This is a genomic window from Bradyrhizobium cosmicum (assembly GCF_007290395.2).
GTDB lineage: Bacteria > Pseudomonadota > Alphaproteobacteria > Rhizobiales > Xanthobacteraceae > Bradyrhizobium > Bradyrhizobium cosmicum.
Genome location: NZ_CP041656.2, coordinates 1045787 through 1064562, shown reverse-complemented (window position 1 = coordinate 1064562; position 18776 = coordinate 1045787). Strand labels below are relative to the sequence as shown.

The following is an 18776-nucleotide window of genomic DNA, read 5'->3' as shown; positions in this document are numbered from 1 at the left end:
ATCGCCCTTTGGCGCAGACGCGCCTTGAAAGCGCCGCCTCGATGTTTCATATAAGTTCACGAGACCTCTTTCGAATCAGGGGGTCGTTGCGAGCCGCGTGTTCTTAAGCCCCTCCGGGCGTCTGGCTTGCCCCATATCTCCCAAGCCATCCGACACCCCAAACACGCAGGTGTCTTCTTGACACCCTTCTGCGCGCGCCGCGCTGAATGCGCCGGCTGCCCGCTTTTGACATGGAAAGAACCCATCTTTTGAATTCGTTTCAGGACTTCGGCCTCGCCGAACCCCTCGCCCGTGCTCTCGCCGAAGAGAAATACGTCACCCCCACCCCCATCCAGGCCCAGACCATTCCCACGGCGTTGACCGGCCGGGACGTCGTCGGCATCGCCCAGACCGGAACCGGCAAGACCGCGTCCTTCGCGCTGCCGATCCTGCACCGCCTGCTCGAGAACCGCATCAAGCCGCAGCCCAAGACCTGCCGCGTTTTGGTGCTCTCGCCGACCCGCGAGCTGTCCGGCCAGATCCTCGACAGCTTCAACGCCTATGGCCGTCACATCCGCCTGTCCTCGACGCTCGCCATCGGCGGCGTGCCGATGGGTCGCCAGGTCCGCTCCCTGATGCAGGGCGTCGACGTGCTGGTCGCCACCCCCGGTCGCCTGCTCGACCTCGTGCAGAGCAACGGGCTAAAGCTTTCAAGCGTCGAATTCCTGGTGCTCGACGAAGCTGACCGTATGCTCGACATGGGCTTCATCAACGACATCCGCAAAATCGTCGCCAAGCTGCCGATCAAGCGGCAGACGCTGTTCTTCTCGGCCACCATGCCGAAGGACATCGCCGAGCTCGCCGACGCCATGCTGCGTGACCCCGCCCGCGTCGCGGTGACTCCGGTCTCATCGACCGTGGAGCGGATCCAGCAGCGCATTATTCAGGTCGACTTCTCCGCCAAGCCCGCGTTCCTCGCCCAGCTGTTGAAGCAGGAGCCGGTGAACCGCGCGCTGGTCTTTACCCGCACCAAGCACGGCGCCGACAAGGTCGTGAAGACGCTCGAGAAGGCCGGCATTCCCGCCAGCGCCATCCACGGCAACAAGTCGCAGAACCATCGCGAGCGCACGCTCGCCCAGTTCCGCTCCGGCGATATCCGCACCCTGGTCGCCACCGACATTGCCGCCCGCGGCATCGATGTCGACGGCATCACCCACGTCATCAATTTCGACCTGCCCAACGTGCCCGAGACCTATGTGCACCGCATCGGCCGCACCGCACGCGCCGGCGCCGAAGGCACCGCGATCTCTCTGGTCGCAGGTGGCGAGGAGCTTGCCTATCTCCGCGACATCGAGCGGCTGATCAAGGTCGCACTGCCGCGTGAGGATCTCCGCACCGACGCCGGCCGCCGCGACGCGGGTCCTCCCCCGGCGCAGCAACGACAGGGCCGGCCAAGCGGTCGCCCGGGCCAGCGTCCGCAAGGCGCAAGGCATGGTGAAGGACGTCATGGTGACGGACGTCGTACCGACGAACGGCATGCCGACGGACGCCGCCATGGCGCCGGCAAGCAGGGCGACGGACGGCCCGGTGAAGCTCGGCATGCTGATGGACGGCCTGGCAGTGCTCCGAAGGCCTCGAAGGGATCTCGCCGACGCCCCGCTGGCAAGATGCATTCCTCGCAAACCGACCGTTCCGAACAGCGTTCAGCGCATAGCGCTGGGGCGCCTGATGGGATACAAGGCGTGGCCTTTTTGCGCCGTGAGAGTCGGCCGACTGGCCAACCGAACCGCAAGCCCCATTCGCACTAGCCGTCCACGACCTGGAGATATTCATGGCTAAGGAAGAGCTGATCCAGTTCGAAGGACTGGTCACCGAAATCCTCCCCGACGCGCGCTACCGCGTGCAGCTCGACGCCGGACACGAGATCGTTGCCTACACCGCCGGCAAGATGAAGAAGAACCGCATCAAGACGCTGGCGGGTGACCGCGTGACCGTGGAGATGTCGCCCTATGACCTCGAGAAGGGCCGACTGATTTTCCGTCACAAGGACGAGCGTCCCAGTGGAGTGGGCGGACCTCCCCGTCCCGGGCAGCGCGGTGGCCAGTTCCGTCGCCGCTAAAACGGCCCATCCGCGCGCGAGCACGGAACTAAAATTCCGACCTGTATTCTGATCCGCCGTGCGCACACGGCGGATCAAAAAATCGTGCACGTCAGGATTGTTTTGGGGCTCTAAATCCAATAAAATGAACTAATCGATTTTCGGCCGGACGACATTAGCATCCACCGGTACAGCCGGTTCAGACACGCTGACGACCCTTCCAAAAATTCGATCTAACCTGCCCGCGCGAGCGGGCTTTGACATTGTGTGATCTGAGAAGGGACTACCCCATGAGCATGGGAACCGTGAAGTGGTTTAACGCGACCAAGGGCTTCGGCTTCATCCAGCCCGACGACGGCGGCCAGGACGTTTTCGTACACATCAGCGCCGTCGAGCGCGCCGGCCTCGGCTCGCTGCGCGAAGGCCAGAAGATCTCCTACGAGATCGTGGCCGACCGCCGTTCCGGCAAGTCGGCAGCGGACAACCTCCGCGCCGCAGGTTGAGCCTGCGGGCCTTCGGCCCGTATCGGTTCTGGCGAACGAGCCAAAGGAAAAGGCCGTGCAAAATGCACGGCCTTTTTTCATGTCCGAAGGAAGCTGGCGCGCTTGCAGGATCAGACGATCCTCCAACCGATCCTGCTAGTTGGGTTTGGCTCCCGCGCTGGCACCGCCGCTGGCACTGCTGCTTAGCGAACCGGCCTGACTCATCGTGTTATTGAAGTAGGTGTCGCTGTCACCCAGCGTCACGCGGCGCTGGCAGACCGGCATGCAGCTATAGGACTCGCGCTCGATCCCGCGATAGACCGTGACAAGGCGATCGCTCGGACCTTCGACCTGGATCTGGCGGTCGACCAGAATCTCGCCGCCCCGGTCGAGCGCGATGAAATTGGTGGCACCATATCCCTTCCCTGTCACGACGATCATGCCGCCAGGCTGAAGCGTGACGTCGGCGATGAGGGGATTGCCGACCACGATGGTCGCCACCTTCCCGGGGAGCCGGACCAGCTTGGCTTGGTCGACATTGACGGCGATGGTGTCAGCAGTGGGCTCGGCAAGGCCGGCAGCCGGCGATGCCAGCACCGCGGCCGCAACCAGAAGACAAACGCGCGCATGGCGGCGCAGCAACTCTTTACGCATACTCTTACCCCCGGGACGTCACAAACCGGCAGAAGCGACCAGATACGGCGGAGCCGGTGCCCGACCCGGCTAACCTGCCCTTAATTCGTGAACGTTCCGCAAATTCGCCGACCATTGTTTGAACGGACTGGCGTTTTGCCGCCTCATGAGGCCGGCTACTGGCGGAACGGATAGGCGAGCTGGCCGGCGATCTCCTTCGGCATGGTCGCTTCGTCCTTGCCGTAATCTTTCGGCAGTTCGCCCACCGGCATCCGGAAGGTGCCGAACAGCACATCCCAGATCGGGAACGTCCCGGCGAAATTGGTGTCGCCGCCCACTTCGAGCCCGGTGTGGTGCCAGCGGTGGAACACCGGCGTCGCCAGCACATATTTGAACGGCCCGAAGGTCCAGTTCAGGTTGGCGTGCACGAAGGCCGAATGGAAGGTGGTGAACGGCCCGACCCAGATCATGACGTTGGGGGAAACGCCGGCCATCAGCAACACGACGTCGACGCTGATCGTCCCGAGCATGAGATTGACGGGATGGAAACGGGCCGCGGAGATCCATCCGATCTCTTCCGACGAATGATGGATGGCGTGGTACTTCCAGAACCCGCCGCCGTGGAACAGTCGATGCAGCCAGTACAGCATGAAATCAGACAGCACCACGAACAGGATGGCCTGCAGCCACAGTGGCAATTGCGCCAGCGGGCCATGGCCATTGTCGTAGAAGGCGATGAGTTCGTCGGCATCGTGGATGTTGAAGACGGCGCCGGCACCGACGATCAGGAGGCCGATCCGCATGGTGCGGGCGAACACCGGAACGAAGAACCAGTAGCAGATATCGGTGATGATCTCGCGCTTGCGCCACCACGGCGCGCCGGGATTGCACGCCCAGAAATGCTCGAGCACGGTGAAGACCGCCGCAAGCACGAAGGTGACGGGGATCACCTTTTCGATCGTCTCGCCGAGCATCAGGGCGACCTGCATGGGTAAGCTCGACATCGTCGCCTCTCTTCCGGATCCTGCCTGCCTAGGCCTACTCCGCGAAATTTAAGGGAGGGTGAAGTCGGCCGCGATTGCGCTGCATTTGGTGCCGGTGAAATTCAACAACCGTCTTAAGGCGAAATTCACTCTGGGCAAAAGCATCGGGAAGGAAACTGGTTTGCGCGATCGAATTAACTCTACCGAAAGAGCTCGCCTCACATGGTCATCGCGTCAATCACAGCGCCGAACGAGGCGATCCAACCCCCGATGGAGTTAAGTTCATGCAGAACCTGATTGCACGTTTCGTGAAGGATGAATCCGGCGCCACCGCCATCGAATACGGCCTGATCGCCGCCGGCATCGCGCTGGCCATCATCACGGTCGTCAACAGTCTCGGCACCTCGCTGAACACCAAGTTCGGCTCGATCAGCTCCTCGCTGAAGTAAGCGACCGACCGACGATGGCAAAAGCCCCGGATCTCCGGGGCCTTTGTTTTTTTGAGTACGGCGAGTTCCAGTGGCGTTGCGCAAGTACAGAACCGATGCCGCGGTTGCGGCCAGCGAGACGGCGTCGACCGAGACGCCGGCCTATTGGGTTTGCCTCGCGCTGCTGGTTGCGATGGCCGCCATCGCGTTGCGTATTGCCAGCGTGTGGTGAGCGGGCCATCGGCGACTTCCTGGACTCAAAGCCGCTGCCTCCGTTTTCGGTTTGTTTAACACTGCCGGCTAGCATGCGGCGACGCTTCGATCCCGCGACGAACCCAGGCTCAAGACGCAGCCCATGATCCTCGACCTTGCGCGCCTTCTGCTCTTCCCGGCCTTGATGGCATTCGCCGCCGCCAGCGATCTCTTCACGATGACCATCTCGAACCGCGTGTCGCTGGCGCTGGTTGCCGGCTTCTTCGTGCTCGCTCTTGCCGGTGGCATGGCACCTTACGAGATGCTGACCCATGTCGGCGCCGGCGCGTTGCTCCTGGCCGTGGCCTTCACCTGCTTTGCGATGGGCTGGATGGGCGGCGGGGACGCCAAGATCGCAGCTTCCGTTGCGCTCTGGTTCGGCTTCGCACAGTTGATGGATTTCCTGCTCTACGCTTCGCTGTTCGGCGGAGCGCTGACGCTGCTCCTGCTCCAGTTCCGGCAATGGCCGCTGCCTTACGGACTGGCGGGCCAAGCCTGGCTCGCACGGCTGCACGCCAAGGAGAGCGGGATTCCGTATGGTATCGCGCTCACGCTTGGCGCGCTGACGGTCTACCCGGAGACCGAATGGGTGAAGGCGATCGACCTCGCCCATCTCGCACTGCGCTGAACACACGGGTAAACCCGGCGTTAAGCCGATTTAGATACGCCTCATTAACCATGCTTTGACGAATAGCTGGTCAACTGCCGATTACGGCGGCGGCAGCGTCGCGGCGTTTTGTTGGAAAGTGAAGCGTATGAATAGGGCACGCATTGTCGTCCTGACGGTCGCCATCTGCGCCGGCGGTGTCGCCGCGTACCTGGCGAGCGGCTCGGACACTGCGCCGCCACCGGCGGCTCCGGTCGCGCAGCTTCCGACCGTCGACGTCCTGGTGGCCAAGAACGACATCGGCCTCGGCCAGACCGTGAAGCCGGAAGACGTGCAATGGCAGACTTGGCCGGCTGCGACCGCCAGCGCCACCTTCATCCGCCGCAACGAGCGTCCCGAGGGGGTGACCCAGGTCACCGGTTCGATTGCGCGCGCCCCCTTCATCCAGGGTGAACCGATCCGCGACCAGAAGCTGGTCAAGGCCGAGGGCTCCGGCTTCATGGCCGCGATCCTGCCGACCGGCATGCGCGCGATCTCGACCGAAATCTCGCCGGAGACCGGCGCCGGCGGCTTCATCCTGCCGAACGATCGCGTCGACGTGCTTCTGACGCGCCGCCTCAAGAATCCCGACCAGAGCGCCGCCGCCCAGGACATCGTGACGTCCGAGATCATCCTGGCCAATGTCCGCGTGCTGGCGATCGACCAGGCGCCGAAGGAGAAGGACGGCCAGAACGCAGTGATCGGCAAGACCGTCACCCTCGAGCTCAATCCCGCCCAGACCGCGACGCTGTCCGCGGCACGGCAGAGCGGCACGCTGTCGCTGGCGCTGCGCAGCATCGTCGACGTCAAGATGAGCGAGATCACGCTCGATGACTCCGCACGGAAGCGCGATAGCGTTTCGATCATTCGCTACGGAATCCCAAGCTCGACGGCGAAGGCACAATGAGGACTGTCGATATGAAATGCGGGGCAGATTTGGCAACGATGCGGACCTCCGTGGTCCGCGCCCTGTCGTTTTCGGCCGTCTTCGCGCTGACACTCAACCCGGTGCTCAGCCCGGTGGTCGCCGCCGACTACCGCCCCGTTGCGCAGATCGCGGCCGCCGACGGCCAGATGAACGCGCGCTTCCTCTCGCTCGGTGTCGGCAAGTCGATCGTGATCGACCTGCCGCGCGACATCAAGGACGTGCTTGTCGCCGATCCCAAGATCGCCAATGCGGTGGTCCGGTCATCGCAGCGCGCCTACATCATCGGCGCCGCGGTCGGTCAGACCACCATCGTGTTCTTCGACTCCGCCGGCCAGCAGATCGCGGCCTATGACATCGCGGTCAAGCGCGACCTCAACGGCCTCCGGGCCGCACTGAAGCAGATCCTGCCCAATTCCGACATCCAGATCGACGGGCTCGGCGACGGCGTCGTCCTGACCGGCACGGCGGCGAATCCACTGGAAGCACAGCAGGCCAACGATCTCGCCGTGCGCCTCGCCGGCGGCATCGACAAGGTGGTGAATTCGATCGTGGTCCGCGGCCGCGACCAGGTCATGCTGAAGGTGACGGTCGCCGAGGTTGCGCGCACCGTGGTCAAGCAACTCGGCATCGACCTCACGGCGAACCTGAACTACGGCACCTCGGTGGTGAGCTTCACCAACTCGAACCCCTTCACGGCCCTCGGCAAGAACCTGGTGGATGGCAACTCGCTGACGACGAAGTTCGGCGCGACGCCGTCGGTGCAGGCGACCCTGCGCGCGATGGAAACCGCAGGCGTGATCCGGACGCTGGCCGAGCCGAACCTGACCGCGATCTCGGGCGAGTCGGCGACATTCCTCGCCGGCGGCGAATTCCCGGTCCCGGCAGGCTATTCGTGCGATCCCACCACGCATGTCTGTACCACCCAGATCAGCTTCAAGAAGTTCGGTATCTCGCTCAACTTCACCCCCGTGGTGCTGAGCGAGGGCAAGATCAGCCTGCGCGTGATGACCGAGGTCTCGGAGCTGTCGAACGAGAATGCGATCACGCTGTCTCAGGCCGTGACCTCGACGTCGGTGAACTCGCTGACGGTGCCCTCGATCAAGACCCGCCGCGCGGAGACCTCGCTGGAGATTCCCTCCGGCGGCGCGATGGCAATGGCCGGCCTGATTCAGCAGCAGACCAAGCAGGCGGTCAGCGGACTGCCGGGACTGATGCAGCTTCCGATCCTCGGCACCCTGTTCCGCAGCCGCGACTTCGTCAACAACACCACCGAGCTGGTCGTGATCGTGACGCCCTATGTCGTTCGCGCGGTGGCACCGAAGGACCTGTCGCGGCCGGATGACGGCTTCGCCGCACCCGCAGATCCGCAGGCCGAGCTGATCGGCAACATCAACCGCATCTACGGCGTGCCCGGCAAAACCGAGCCAGCCAGGAACTACCGCGGCACATACGGCTTCATCACCGACTGATGCGGAACGGGGACCAAGTTATGATCACAAAACCACCCCAGATTCGCAAACGCGCCATCGGCTTCGGTGGCGTGCTTGTCGGTATCGCGCTTGCACTCGGCGGCTGCCAGCACAACGAGGTGACCACCGCCTCGATTCCCGACGACTACAAGCAGCGTCACCCGATTGCGATCGAGGAGCAGAACCGCTCGATCGTCGTCTTCGTCGGCCATGCCCGCGGCGGACTGACCGCGGCCCAGCGCGCCGACGTGATGGGCGTCGCATCGGCCTGGTTGCACGAGGGTACCGGCGCCATCCGTATCGACGCGCCGTCCGGCACGCCCAACGCGCGTCCGGTCGCAGACACGATGCGCGAAATTCAGGCGATGCTCGCGGCGGCAGGTGTTCCGCCGCGCGGCATCAGCGTTCGCCCCTACCAGCCGGAAGACAAGCGTTTCCTGCCACCGATCCGGCTCACCTATTCCAGGATCGCCGCGGTCGCCGGTCCCTGTGGACTTTGGCCGGAGGACATCGGCCCCTCGATGAAGAACAAGAGCTGGTTCGAAAACAAGGACTACTACAATTACGGCTGCGCCTCGCAGCGCAACCTCGCTGCGATGGTCGACAATCCGTCGGACCTCGAGCAGCCGCGGCCCGAAACGCCGTCCTACACGGCGCGTCGCACCACGGCCTTCGAGAAGTATCGCAAGGGAATGACGACGGCGACCACCTATCCTGAAGCCGACAAGGCCAAACTCAGCGATACCGGCAAATGATCAGCTACGCTCGCCAGACTCAAGAAGAGCAGCCGGATGCGCCTCCCCCGGTCGAGGAGCATATTGCGCCCGCGCCGCGCGTGTCGGTCCAGGCGTTCTGCGAGACCGTGGAGACAGCAGCCGCAGTGCAGTCGGCCGGCGAGGACCGCCGCCTCGGCAAGGCCCATCTGAAGATCCAGATGGGCGGCATGGCGGCCGCGATCGAAGCCTACCGCTCGGCTCCCACGCCGAATGTGATCGTACTCGAGAGCGATGGCCGCAACGACCTTTTGGGCGGGCTCGACCATCTCGCCACGGTCTGCGACGCCGGCACCCGCGTGGTCGTGATCGGCCGCATCAACGACGTCACGCTCTATCGCGAACTGGTGCGCCGCGGCGTCAGCGACTATGTGCTCGCGCCAGTCGGCGCGATCGACGTCGTACGCTCGATCTGCAACCTGTTCTCGGCGCCGGAAGCCAAGGCAGTCGGCCGTATCATCGCAGTGGTCGGCGCCAAGGGCGGCGTCGGCGCGTCCACCATCTCCCACAACGTCGCCTGGGCGATCGCGCGCGATCTCGCGATGGACGCGGTCGTTGCCGATCTCGACCTTGCCTTCGGTACCGCCGGGCTCGACTACAATCAGGACCCGCCGCAAGGTATTGCGGACGCCGTGTTCTCGCCGGATCGGGTCGATACGGCCTTCATTGACCGCCTTCTGTCGAAATGCACCGATCATCTCAGCCTGTTGGCGGCGCCCGCGACGCTCGACCGGGTGTATGATTTCGGCACGGACGCCTTCGACGCCGTGTTCGACACGTTGCGCTCCACCATGCCCTGCATCGTGCTCGATGTTCCGCATCAATGGTCGGGCTGGACCAAGCGCGCCCTGATCGGGGCGGACGACATCCTGATCGTGGCGGCGCCGGATCTGGCCAATTTGCGCAACACCAAGAACCTGTTCGACCTCCTGAAGGCCTCGCGGCCCAACGACCGGCCGCCACTCTACTGCCTGAACCAGGTCGGCGTCCCGAAACGGCCCGAAATCGCCGCGGCGGAGTTCGCCAAGGCGATCGAGAGCCAGCCGGTCGTCTCGATCCCGTTCGAGCCGCAGATATTCGGCTCCGCGGCGAACAACGGTCAGATGATCGCGGAGATCTCGGCCAACCACAAATCGATCGAGATGTTCCTTCAGATCGCCCAGCGCCTGACCGGGCGCAGCGAGACGAAGAAGCAAAAGTCGTCCCTGTTTTCACCCCTGATTGACAAGTTGCGGGGAAAATAAGCCGCCGCATGGAGTGGTTAAGTGTTCGGTAAGCGTAGCGGAACAGACACCGATACTCGGGCTCCCAAGCCCGGCGCCGTGTCGCCAGAGCCTGTCCAGGCTCCGGCGCCCGCGGTCTCGCGCGCGCCGCCCCCGCCGGCCATCGCCTCGCCGCCGCTCGCCCCGGCGAAGCCTGCGCCGTCCATGGAATCCCGCCGCTCGGACAACTACTACGAGGTCAAGGCAACCATCTTCGGCGCGCTGATCGAGGCCATCGACCTCGCCCAGCTCGCCAAGCTCGACTCCGAATCTGCGCGCGAGGAAATCCGCGATATCGTCAACGAGATCATCGCGATCAAGAACATCGTGATGTCGATCGCCGAGCAGGAAGAGCTGCTCGACGACATCTGCAACGACGTTCTCGGCTACGGTCCGCTCGAACCCCTGCTGTCGCGCGACGACATCGCCGACATCATGGTCAACGGCGCCAACACCGTCTACATCGAAGTCGCCGGCAAGATCCAGCGCACCGGCATCCGCTTCCGCGACAACCAGCAGCTCCTCAACATCTGCCAGCGCATCGTCAGCCAGGTCGGCCGGCGCGTCGACGAATCCTCGCCGATCTGCGACGCGCGCCTCGCAGACGGCTCCCGCGTCAACGCCATCGTACCCCCGCTGTCGATTGACGGGCCCACGCTCACCATTCGAAAATTCAAGAAGGACAAGCTGACGCTCGATCAGCTGGTCAAGTTCGGCGCGATCTCGCCGGAGGGCGCCGAGATCCTCCAGATCATCGGCCGCGTCCGCTGCAACGTGTTGATCTCCGGCGGTACCGGCTCGGGCAAGACCACACTTCTCAACTGCCTGACCAATTATATCGAGCACGACGAGCGCGTCATCACCTGCGAGGACGCCGCCGAGCTCCAGCTCCAGCAGCCCCACGTGGTGCGGCTGGAAACCCGACCGCCCAACATCGAGGGTGAGGGACAGGTCACCATGCGCGAGCTGGTACGTAACTGCCTGCGTATGCGTCCCGAACGCATCATCGTCGGCGAGGTCCGCGGACCCGAGGCGTTCGACCTGCTCCAGGCCATGAACACCGGCCATGACGGCTCGATGGGCACGCTGCACGCCAATAATCCGCGCGAAGCCCTCTCGCGCTGCGAATCCATGATCACGATGGGCGGCTTCTCGCTGCCGTCACGCACCATTCGCGAGATGATCTGCGCCTCTATCGACGTCATCGTGCAGGCGGCGCGCCTGCGCGACGGCTCGCGCCGCATCACCCACATCACCGAGGTGATGGGCATGGAGGGCGACACCATCATCACCCAGGACATCTTCCTCTACGACATGGTCGGCGAGGACGCCAACGGCAAGATCATCGGCCGGCATCGCTCGACCGGCATCGGCCGCCCGAAGTTCTGGGAGCGCGCGCGCTACTACGGCGACGAGAAACGCCTTGCCGCGGCGCTCGACGCGGCGGAAGTCGCGCCGAAGACATGATGAGATCGGCGCAGTCATGAACATCCAGGTCCTCGCCCTCGCCTTCCTCGCCACCGCCGCCGTCGGCGGCATCGCCTGGGTATTCCTCTATCCGCTGCTGTCCGGTGAGCGGAAGGCGGAAGGCCGCCGTGCGTCGATCGCGCGCGCCGACGCGCCTGCGGCCAAGCAGGCCGAAAAGAGCCAGCGATCGCGCCGCGAGCAGGTCGAGACCTCGCTCAAGGATCTCGAGGCGCGGCGCCAGCAGGAAAAGAGCGTGCCACTCAGCGTCCGCCTGTCACAGGCAGGCCTCGACTGGGCACCGCAGAAATTCTGGATCGTGTCCGCTGTCGTGGCAGGCGCGTTTTTCGCAGGCGTTCTACTGGGCGGAGGCGGCCTGCTCGGTGCCGCCGGCCTCGCCTTCGCCGGCGGCTTCGGCTTGCCGCGCTGGGCACTGGGCTATCTGAAGAATCGACGCGAAGCGAAGTTCCTGAAGGCACTGCCAGATGCGGTCGATGTCATCGTCCGCGGCATCAAGGCCGGCCTGCCGCTGTTCGAATCGATCAAAGTCGTCGCGGCCGACTCGCCCGAACCGCTGCGCAGCGAGTTCCTCCAGATTATCGAGACGCAGGCGATCGGTATGCCGCTGGGCGAGGCCTGCACGCGGCTCTATGATCGCATGCCGCTGCCGGAAGCCAATTTCTTCGGTATCGTGGTGTCGATTCAGCAGAAGTCGGGCGGCAACCTCTCCGAAGCGCTCGGCAACCTCTCCAAAGTGCTGCGCGACCGCAAGAAGATGAAAGAGAAGATTCAGGCGATGTCGATGGAGGCCAAGGCCTCGGCCGGCATCATCGGCTCGCTGCCGCCGATCGTCATGTTCCTCGTCTATCTCTCGACGCCGCAATACATCTCGCTGCTGTGGACTCATCCCACCGGCCAGCTGATGCTGGTCGCCTGCGTCGTCTGGATGTCGATCGGCATCCTGGTGATGAAGAAGATGATCAATTTCGATTTCTGATGGTGCCGTATGGTCGATCTACTCGTCACGAAGCTGCACGACGTCCACTTCATGACCATGCTGCTGGCGGCCATCGCCGCCAGCGCGACCGTCTATACACTGGTTATGCCGCTGTTCGCCGGCGAAGGCCTTTCGAAGCGGATGAAAGCGGTGGCGAGCGAGCGTGAGCGAATCCGGCAGCGCGAGCGCGAACGTCTCAACAAGAACGAGAAGGTCACGCTGCGCCAGACGCCGAAGCAGCTCGTCTCGAGGGTGGTCGAGGACTTCAACCTCACCAAATGGCTCGCGCAGGAGGCTGCGCGGGACAAGCTCATCATGGCGGGCTATCGAGGCCATGCGCCCTATGTCACCTTCCTGTTTGCCCGCATGGTGGCGCCGATCGTGCTGTTCGTCGGCTCGGTCGTCTACGTGTTCCTGATCGCACACATGGACAAGCCGATGCCGGTCAAGATCGGCATCTGCGTCGGCGCGGCCTATCTCGGCCTCCAGGCGCCGATGCTGTTCCTCAGGAATGCGATCTCCAAACGCCAGCTCTCGATCAAGCGCGCCTTCCCCGACGCGCTCGATCTGCTGCTGATCTGTATCGAATCCGGCATGTCGGTCGAAATGGCGTTCCGGAAAGTCGCCACCGAAATCGTCGGCCAGTCGATCGCGCTGTCGGAGGAGTTCACCCTGACCACTGCCGAGCTGTCCTATCTGCAGGATCGCAAGGTCGCCTATGAGAACTTGGCGCGGCGAACCGGGCTCGAGGGCGTCAAGTCGGTCTGCCTGGCGCTCCAGCAGGCGGAACGTTACGGCACCCCGCTCGGCCATTCCCTGCGCGTCATGGCGCAGGAAAACCGCGACATGCGGATGAACGAGGCCGAGAAAAAGGCCGCCGCGCTGCCGCCGAAGCTGACCGTGCCGATGATCCTGTTCTTCCTCCCGGTGCTGTTCGTCGTCATTCTCGGACCGACCGGTATCAAGATCTCCGAGTTGCACTGACGCAGTCGCGGACCGCGCGCGATCCACAGATGGCTTCCAGCGTGGAAGATCGGATGATCAGTCGGGCTGGCCGAGCGAGGCGACCGGAGTCCGCTTCGGCGCACCGCGCGGGGCGTCGTTGCGGCTCAGCATGTCCTTGAGGTAGGCGACATTGGCCGCGGCCTGGTCGGGCGGCAGGTCGGCCTTCACGATGGTCTCGGCTTCGGCGAAGCGACCCTGGAGTCCGACGACGAGACCGAGATTCTGCCGCACCCGGCTGCTGGCGCGCGGCGACGCGTAGGCCTGCCGCAGCGCCTCCTCGGCTTTCGGTAGATCCTTCGACAGCATGTAGGACAGGCCGACATTGGAGAGCACGCCGGGATCACCCGGTGCGATTCTCAGCGCGCTCGCATAATAGGAACGCGCCTCCTCGTGACGCCCCATCTGATCGAGCGCGGTGCCTTGCACCGAGAGCAGGCGCCAGTCCGGATTGTCGGGCGAGTGCGCTTTCGACAGCACGTCGAAAGCCTGCTGGAAATTGCCGTTATCAGCGAGCGCGCGGCCGTATTGGGCGAGCAGCGCCTTGTTGCCGGGATTGGCGATGGTGGCCTGCTCGAGCACGGCGGCTGCCTGGGCGCGCTGGCCGTTGGCACGCAAGGCCTGGCCGTAGCCGAGCGCCGCGTCGGCGTCCTTGGGATTGGCACGATAGCGCTCGCCATAAGTTTCGACGGCGCGCGCGGGATCGGTCGGAGCGGCCTCCGCCCGCGGGCCGACGGAGCCCGTGACATCGGAGAGTTTCGACATGGCCGTGCAGCCGCCGAGGCCCATGGCTACTACCGCAACCAACGAGGTGGACGCGAGAAACCGGGCAAGACTGAACCGTTGACGCATGACGCTTTGACTCTCGAGCCGATTGATCGAGCCGAACGCGCCAGCAATAGACTGTTAACCCTAACGGCCGGTTAACGCAGTATGTCTCGCTCTTTCACGGCGGCGTCTGCGGCGGCGGGTCGCTGCCAAGGCCTAGGTCCGGGCCGATCGCCCTCACATGCCCGTCCAGATCACGCAGCAATTGCAGCCTTCGCCGCACTTGCTCTGCGACGTCGATTCCCGCGCGCGGCGCGCCCGACCATTCGCGCCGGAGATCGTCGCGATTAAGCAGACGCTTCGTCCGAAGCTCGTCGAGCTGAACACGATCAATGCCGAGCACGTCAGCGGAGAGCTCGATCAATCGGCGCAGCAGCAATTTCGCCGTGGCAAGCGCCGCGACGTCGTGCTTGCGTGCGGACGTCGCGGCCTTGCCCTCGAGATCACCCCAGGCCTGTAAGGTGACGAGATAGACGTGGAGCGCGCTCGCCCAGTCCACCTCGCCGTCGGCATAGAAGGCGCGGCGGCTCAAGAGCCGGCGGGCGAATGCTGCGACCTGATCCCGCTTCAGCGTTGTGCATGAGCCGATCTCGATCGCCGACTGGACCGCCGGATCACGGGAAAAATCCCGTCCTGCCGGCAGCCTGATGACGCCGTCCGAAAGGTTCGAGTCGAGCGGCCTGAAGGCGCCATCGTTGCGCGACCGCGAGTAGCGGGTGATCGCGAACCGATGCTCGGTGCGGCCGGCATGAGACCATGGGCCAAAATGGATGATGTTGAAACCGGCATCGTCACCGGCCTGCCCAGTCGAGGACGGACAGGACAGCACATAGATCGTGCGCCAGAACACTTCACTGCTCTTGCTCCATGTCGCGCGCGGATCGGGGATCGAATAGCGGGTCAATCCCTCGACATGCCGGTGTCCGTGCAGGACCAGATTGACGTTGAGCGAGGTTGCCGCTTCGAGGAAGGTCGCGGGCGATGCCAGATACATCAGCGGCTCGTCGGGCACACCGAGAAACCGTTTTCCTTCTCCGGTCGCCTGCGGCAACGGATGATGGTGCATCGCGAGCACGCGCACCAGGTTTTCCGCCGGCTCGGCAAAATCGGCGCGTCCAGCCGAACCCATGCTGCCTGCGAGCTCGACGCTCAGCCGCGCGGAATCCGCAACCATCGCCTTGTATATGTTCTCGTCGACATTGCCGCTCGCGAGCGTCGTCAGGCTCGCCCGGTTGGAATCCAGCAGCACCAGATCGAGGCCGGCCTTGCGGTAGTAAATACTCTTCGAGGTCCGCGGCAGATGCAGGTAGTCATAGGCATCGTGGAGGCCTGCGCGCTGGTTGGGGCGCTTGATGTCATGATTGCCGGCAATCGCCTGGATGTCAGTGAACAGGCCGGTCTGCCGGAAGGACGCGATGACGGCGAGCGCTTCGTCGAGCGCGCGGGGCGTCGGGTCGTCCACGAGATCGCCCGTGATCAGCAGAATGCGGTCGGGAGCATCGGCAAAGGCCGCCATCCTCTGGTCGATCTCGGCGCTGAGCGCCTCGATCGCCGCAAGCAGCCGGCCTGACCCGTCCAGATGCAGGTCGGAGATCTGCGCAATGACGAACGATCTATCCATTTTGCGCCGCTCATCGCGAATGCTGCGTCGGCCAAACGATTGAGAGAAATGCCATAGATGAACGAGATCAGGCTGCTATCGACTGAGGTGGGTATCGACCATTTGCCGCAGCGTCCTTGCGCTCGACGTGCAGAACCGCGCGGCACAATCTATAATATTCGCCGATAATGCCACAACCATAGCGCTAGTAAAGCCCTGCGGCCGCGCTCTCGTGAACGGCAGTTCTCAAGCAAGAAATACGAGATCGCCCGGCGATGGTTTCGTCTCGCTCGATCAATATTCGATGGCAAGCCGCTTGCGGATTTCGTCGACGCGCCTGTCGAGCGCGTCGAACCGCGCGTGGACGGAGCGGTCGTGGAGATAGAAGACGTAACCGCCGGCTAGGAATGCGAATATCCAATGGTGATGCTCGACATAGCCGAAAATCGCCTCGACGGCCTGGCCGATGAATGTGACCACGCTCCACAAAAATTCCATCGTATTTCCTCCCGGCAGGCTCCGTCTTCGGTCGCCGGCGGTCTCCTGCACAATTTTCGATAGATCCGGCAATCGTTGCCGGAACCTAGCATGGCCGCCTTGCCGCGAGTAGCGGCTCGCCGCATGGTGACAGCAATGCCGATTGCGGGCGCGGCAAAACTCTGCGAAGTCTCGTCCGTTCGTATGACCTGTTTGGACCCGCCAATGCCTTCCGTCTTCGAGACATCGTCCGCCGCCACCCCGATCACCTTCGTCACGAGGTCGGGTTGGGATGCGGTGCGCGAGACACTGACGCCGGCGCAGTGCCAGTTCGCCACTGCCAGCGCCTTTACCGCCAAGCCGGGCGGCTATCTCGCGCCGCCAGCGCCCGACGGCGCGATTGCGCAGATCCTGTTCGGCCTCGAGGACGACGACGCCAGATCGCGTGACCTGTTCCGGCCGGGCGCGCTGCCCGGCCTGCTGCCGCCGGGCATTTACCGCTTTGCCAATGCACCGCACGATGCACGGCTGGCGGCGCTCGCTTTTGCACTGGGCTGCTACCGCTTCGCGCGCTACCGCAAGGCTGACAGGCCCGACGTCCGGCTGGTGCCGCCTGATGGCGTCGATGCGGCCGAGATCGATCGCATCGCGGAAGCCGCGATGCTGGCGCGTGATCTCATCAACACGCCGTCCAACGACATGGGGCCAGCGGAGCTGGCTGTAGCCGCGCAGGACCTCGCGGCCGAATTCGGCGCAAGCTTTGCCTGCACCATCGGCGAGGATTTGGCGAAGAACTTTCCGCTGATCCACGCCGTCGGCATGGCCTCCGACCGCGCGCCGCGGCTGATCGACATCGGTTGGGGCAATCCGGCTCACCCCAAGGTGACGCTGGTCGGCAAGGGCGTCTGCTTCGATACCGGCGGGCTCGACCTGAAGCCGTCGAGCGGCATGCTGATCATGAAGAAGGACATGGGCGGCGCCGCCAACGTGCTGGCGCTGGCGCGCATGGTGATGGACGCCAAGCTGAAGGTGCGGCTGCGCGTGCTGATTCCGGCGGTCGAGAACGCGGTCGCGGGCAACGCCTTCCGCCCGCTCGACATCTTCACCTCGCGCAAGGGCATCACGGTGGAGATCGGCAACACCGACGCGGAAGGCCGCCTCGTGCTCGCCGACGCGCTGGCACTGGCCGACGAGGACAAGCCGGACCTCCTGATCGATCTCGGCACATTGACCGGCGCCGCACGCGTCGCGCTGGGGCCGGATTTACCGCCCTTTTACACCAATGATGAGACGCTTGCTGCCGACGTCGCGCGCTACGCGGTGAAGGAGAACGATCCGTTGTGGCGTATGCCGCTGTGGCCGGCTTACGATGCGTGGCTGGATTCCAAGACCGCCACCATCACCAACGCGCCGTCGGGCGGCTTTGCCGGCTCGATCATTTGCGCGCTGTTCCTGCAACGCTTCGTCGAGCAGGCCAAAAGCTGGTTGCATGTCGACATCTACGGCTGGACGCCGTCGGCGAAGCCGGCGCGGCCCGAGGGCGGCGAGTGCCAGGCCGCGCGCGCCATCTACGCATTGCTGAGTGAGCGCTATGCGTGATCCAGGAATCGATGCAAGGCTGACGCCGGCGCGCGGCGACCTCGCCGCGAAATACCTCGAAGGCAAGGTGAAAGCGGACCGCTTCGTCGCCGGCGAGGAGTTCGAGGTGGTCGATCCGATCGCGCCGGTGCGCGAGCAGCCGTCCTCGAGCGCCATGCTGATGACGCAGGCGCTGCGGGGCGAGCGCGTCACAGTCTATGATCGCAACGGCGAGGGCTGGGCCTGGGGCCAGCTCGACGGCGATGGCTATGTCGGCTGGCTGCCGGATGCGGCGCTCATGAAGCCAACGGCCGCCCCGACCCACGTCGTCAGTGCGCTACGGACGTTTGCCTTCCCCGGACCTTCGATCAAGCTGCCGCCAGCCGAAGCGCTGGTGCTTGGCTCCAGGATCGCGGTGGCGCGCGAGGACCGCATTTTCGCCGTGACGCCCAACGGGGCCTTTCTGCCGAGAACGCATCTTGCACCGCTCGATCATCGCGAGCCGGACTTCGTCGCCGTCGCCGAGCGCTTCGTCGGCACGCCCTATCTCTGGGGCGGCAAAAGCAGTCTGGGCATCGATTGCTCGGGCCTGGTGCAGGTATCGCTGACCGCCGCGGGCATCGGCTGTCCCCGCGACAGCGACATGCAGCAGGCAGGGCTCGGCCGCGCATTGGAGCCGCACGAGCGCAACAGCTTGCGGCGTGGCGATCTGATCTTCTGGAAGGGCCATGTCGCGATCGTCCGCGACGGCGGCACCATGGTCCACGCCAATGCGCATCATATGGCAACGGCGATCGAGCCGATCGAGCCGGCGCTTGCACGGATCAAGGCGACCGGCAGCGAAGTCGTCGCAATCAAGCGACTCTAGCGACACCTGGCGGGATGGGTAGAGCGCAG

The 18776-nt window shown here is 64.3% G+C and carries 20 protein-coding genes; 15 read left to right on the top strand and 5 right to left on the bottom strand.

The genetic code is table 11. The features are described from left to right. Positions 1 to 206 precede the first annotated feature (206 nt). The 3 genes from FNV92_RS04895 (at position 207) to FNV92_RS04885 (ending at position 2580) form a co-directional block, all read left to right on the top strand. Positions 207 to 1787: a DEAD/DEAH box helicase gene (locus tag FNV92_RS04895; protein ID WP_143841877.1), complete on the top strand. Its 1581-nt coding sequence runs from the start codon at positions 207 to 209 to the stop codon at positions 1785 to 1787. 23 nt (positions 1788 to 1810) lie between these two features. Next, complete coding sequence (infA, locus tag FNV92_RS04890; RefSeq protein WP_008131890.1) at positions 1811 to 2098, top strand: translation initiation factor IF-1; 288 nt, start codon at positions 1811 to 1813, stop codon at positions 2096 to 2098. Between the two features lie 269 nt (positions 2099 to 2367). Next, positions 2368 to 2580, top strand: a complete 213-nt coding sequence (locus FNV92_RS04885; RefSeq protein ID WP_014439634.1) for a cold-shock protein — start codon at positions 2368 to 2370, stop codon at positions 2578 to 2580. A 135-nt stretch (positions 2581 to 2715) separates the two neighbouring features. Here the strand turns inward: FNV92_RS04885 and FNV92_RS04880 are convergent, their stop codons facing one another. After that, positions 2716 to 3213, bottom strand: coding sequence for a pilus assembly protein N-terminal domain-containing protein (locus FNV92_RS04880; protein WP_143841878.1), 498 nt, complete (start codon positions 3211 to 3213; stop codon positions 2716 to 2718). A 155-nt stretch (positions 3214 to 3368) separates the two neighbouring features. Next, positions 3369 to 4196, bottom strand: a complete 828-nt coding sequence (locus FNV92_RS04875; protein ID WP_041748036.1) for a sterol desaturase family protein — start codon at positions 4194 to 4196, stop codon at positions 3369 to 3371. 263 nt (positions 4197 to 4459) lie between these two features. Here FNV92_RS04875 and FNV92_RS04870 point away from each other — a divergent pair, with 263 nt between their 5' ends. The 10 genes from FNV92_RS04870 to FNV92_RS04825 all read left to right on the top strand — a co-directional run bounded on the left by FNV92_RS04870 (position 4460) and on the right by FNV92_RS04825 (position 13378). After that, positions 4460 to 4624 carry a Flp family type IVb pilin gene (locus FNV92_RS04870; protein ID WP_014439631.1) on the top strand — a complete coding sequence of 55 codons (165 nt, stop codon included), beginning with the start codon at positions 4460 to 4462 and terminating at the stop codon, positions 4622 to 4624. 70 nt (positions 4625 to 4694) lie between these two features. Further along, positions 4695 to 4835 carry a hypothetical protein gene (locus FNV92_RS04865; protein WP_168213349.1) on the top strand — a complete coding sequence of 47 codons (141 nt, stop codon included), beginning with the start codon at positions 4695 to 4697 and terminating at the stop codon, positions 4833 to 4835. Positions 4836 to 4958: 123 nt separating this feature from the next. Beyond that, complete coding sequence (locus FNV92_RS04860; RefSeq protein WP_143841879.1) at positions 4959 to 5483, top strand: A24 family peptidase; 525 nt, start codon at positions 4959 to 4961, stop codon at positions 5481 to 5483. Positions 5484 to 5610: 127 nt separating this feature from the next. Next, positions 5611 to 6408, top strand: a complete 798-nt coding sequence (cpaB, locus tag FNV92_RS04855) for a Flp pilus assembly protein CpaB (protein WP_014439629.1) — start codon at positions 5611 to 5613, stop codon at positions 6406 to 6408. A gap of 11 nt (positions 6409 to 6419) precedes the next feature. Next, on the top strand, positions 6420 to 7898 hold the full coding sequence (locus FNV92_RS04850; RefSeq protein ID WP_168213765.1) for a type II and III secretion system protein family protein: 1479 nt from the start codon (positions 6420 to 6422) through the stop codon (positions 7896 to 7898). A 20-nt stretch (positions 7899 to 7918) separates the two neighbouring features. Continuing rightward, complete coding sequence (locus tag FNV92_RS04845) at positions 7919 to 8653, top strand: CpaD family pilus assembly protein (RefSeq protein WP_143841882.1); 735 nt, start codon at positions 7919 to 7921, stop codon at positions 8651 to 8653. Next, positions 8650 to 9915 (top strand): AAA family ATPase, encoded by a 1266-nt coding sequence (locus FNV92_RS04840; RefSeq protein ID WP_143841883.1) that lies wholly within the window; start codon positions 8650 to 8652, stop codon positions 9913 to 9915. Before FNV92_RS04845 ends, FNV92_RS04840 begins: the two co-directional genes overlap by 4 nt. Before the next feature lie 21 nt (positions 9916 to 9936). Continuing rightward, entirely contained in the window at positions 9937 to 11400 is a 1464-nt protein-coding gene (locus FNV92_RS04835; RefSeq protein ID WP_143841884.1) for a CpaF family protein, read from the top strand. Positions 11401 to 11416: 16 nt separating this feature from the next. Beyond that, positions 11417 to 12394: a type II secretion system F family protein gene (locus tag FNV92_RS04830; protein ID WP_143841885.1), complete on the top strand. Its 978-nt coding sequence runs from the start codon at positions 11417 to 11419 to the stop codon at positions 12392 to 12394. 9 nt (positions 12395 to 12403) lie between these two features. Then, positions 12404 to 13378, top strand: coding sequence for a type II secretion system F family protein (locus tag FNV92_RS04825; protein ID WP_143841886.1), 975 nt, complete (start codon positions 12404 to 12406; stop codon positions 13376 to 13378). A 57-nt stretch (positions 13379 to 13435) separates the two neighbouring features. On the opposite strand, the gene FNV92_RS04820 is transcribed toward FNV92_RS04825, so the two are convergent. The 3 genes from FNV92_RS04820 to FNV92_RS04810 all read right to left on the bottom strand — a co-directional run bounded on the left by FNV92_RS04820 (position 13436) and on the right by FNV92_RS04810 (position 16322). Then, a complete protein-coding gene (locus FNV92_RS04820) occupies positions 13436 to 14248 on the bottom strand; it encodes a tetratricopeptide repeat protein (protein WP_143841887.1) in 813 nt (270 codons plus the stop codon). A gap of 94 nt (positions 14249 to 14342) precedes the next feature. Then, on the bottom strand, positions 14343 to 15845 hold the full coding sequence (locus FNV92_RS04815) for a metallophosphoesterase family protein (RefSeq protein WP_143841888.1): 1503 nt from the start codon (positions 15843 to 15845) through the stop codon (positions 14343 to 14345). 273 nt (positions 15846 to 16118) lie between these two features. Further along, positions 16119 to 16322 (bottom strand): hypothetical protein, encoded by a 204-nt coding sequence (locus FNV92_RS04810; RefSeq protein WP_143841889.1) that lies wholly within the window; start codon positions 16320 to 16322, stop codon positions 16119 to 16121. Between the two features lie 204 nt (positions 16323 to 16526). On the opposite strand from FNV92_RS04810, the gene FNV92_RS04805 reads away from it, so the two are divergent. Next, positions 16527 to 17900 (top strand): leucyl aminopeptidase family protein, encoded by a 1374-nt coding sequence (locus tag FNV92_RS04805; RefSeq protein ID WP_143841890.1) that lies wholly within the window; start codon positions 16527 to 16529, stop codon positions 17898 to 17900. Continuing rightward, entirely contained in the window at positions 17893 to 18747 is an 855-nt protein-coding gene (locus tag FNV92_RS04800; RefSeq protein ID WP_143841891.1) for a C40 family peptidase, read from the top strand. Before FNV92_RS04805 ends, FNV92_RS04800 begins: the two co-directional genes overlap by 8 nt. The last annotated feature ends 29 nt before the right edge of the window (positions 18748 to 18776 follow it).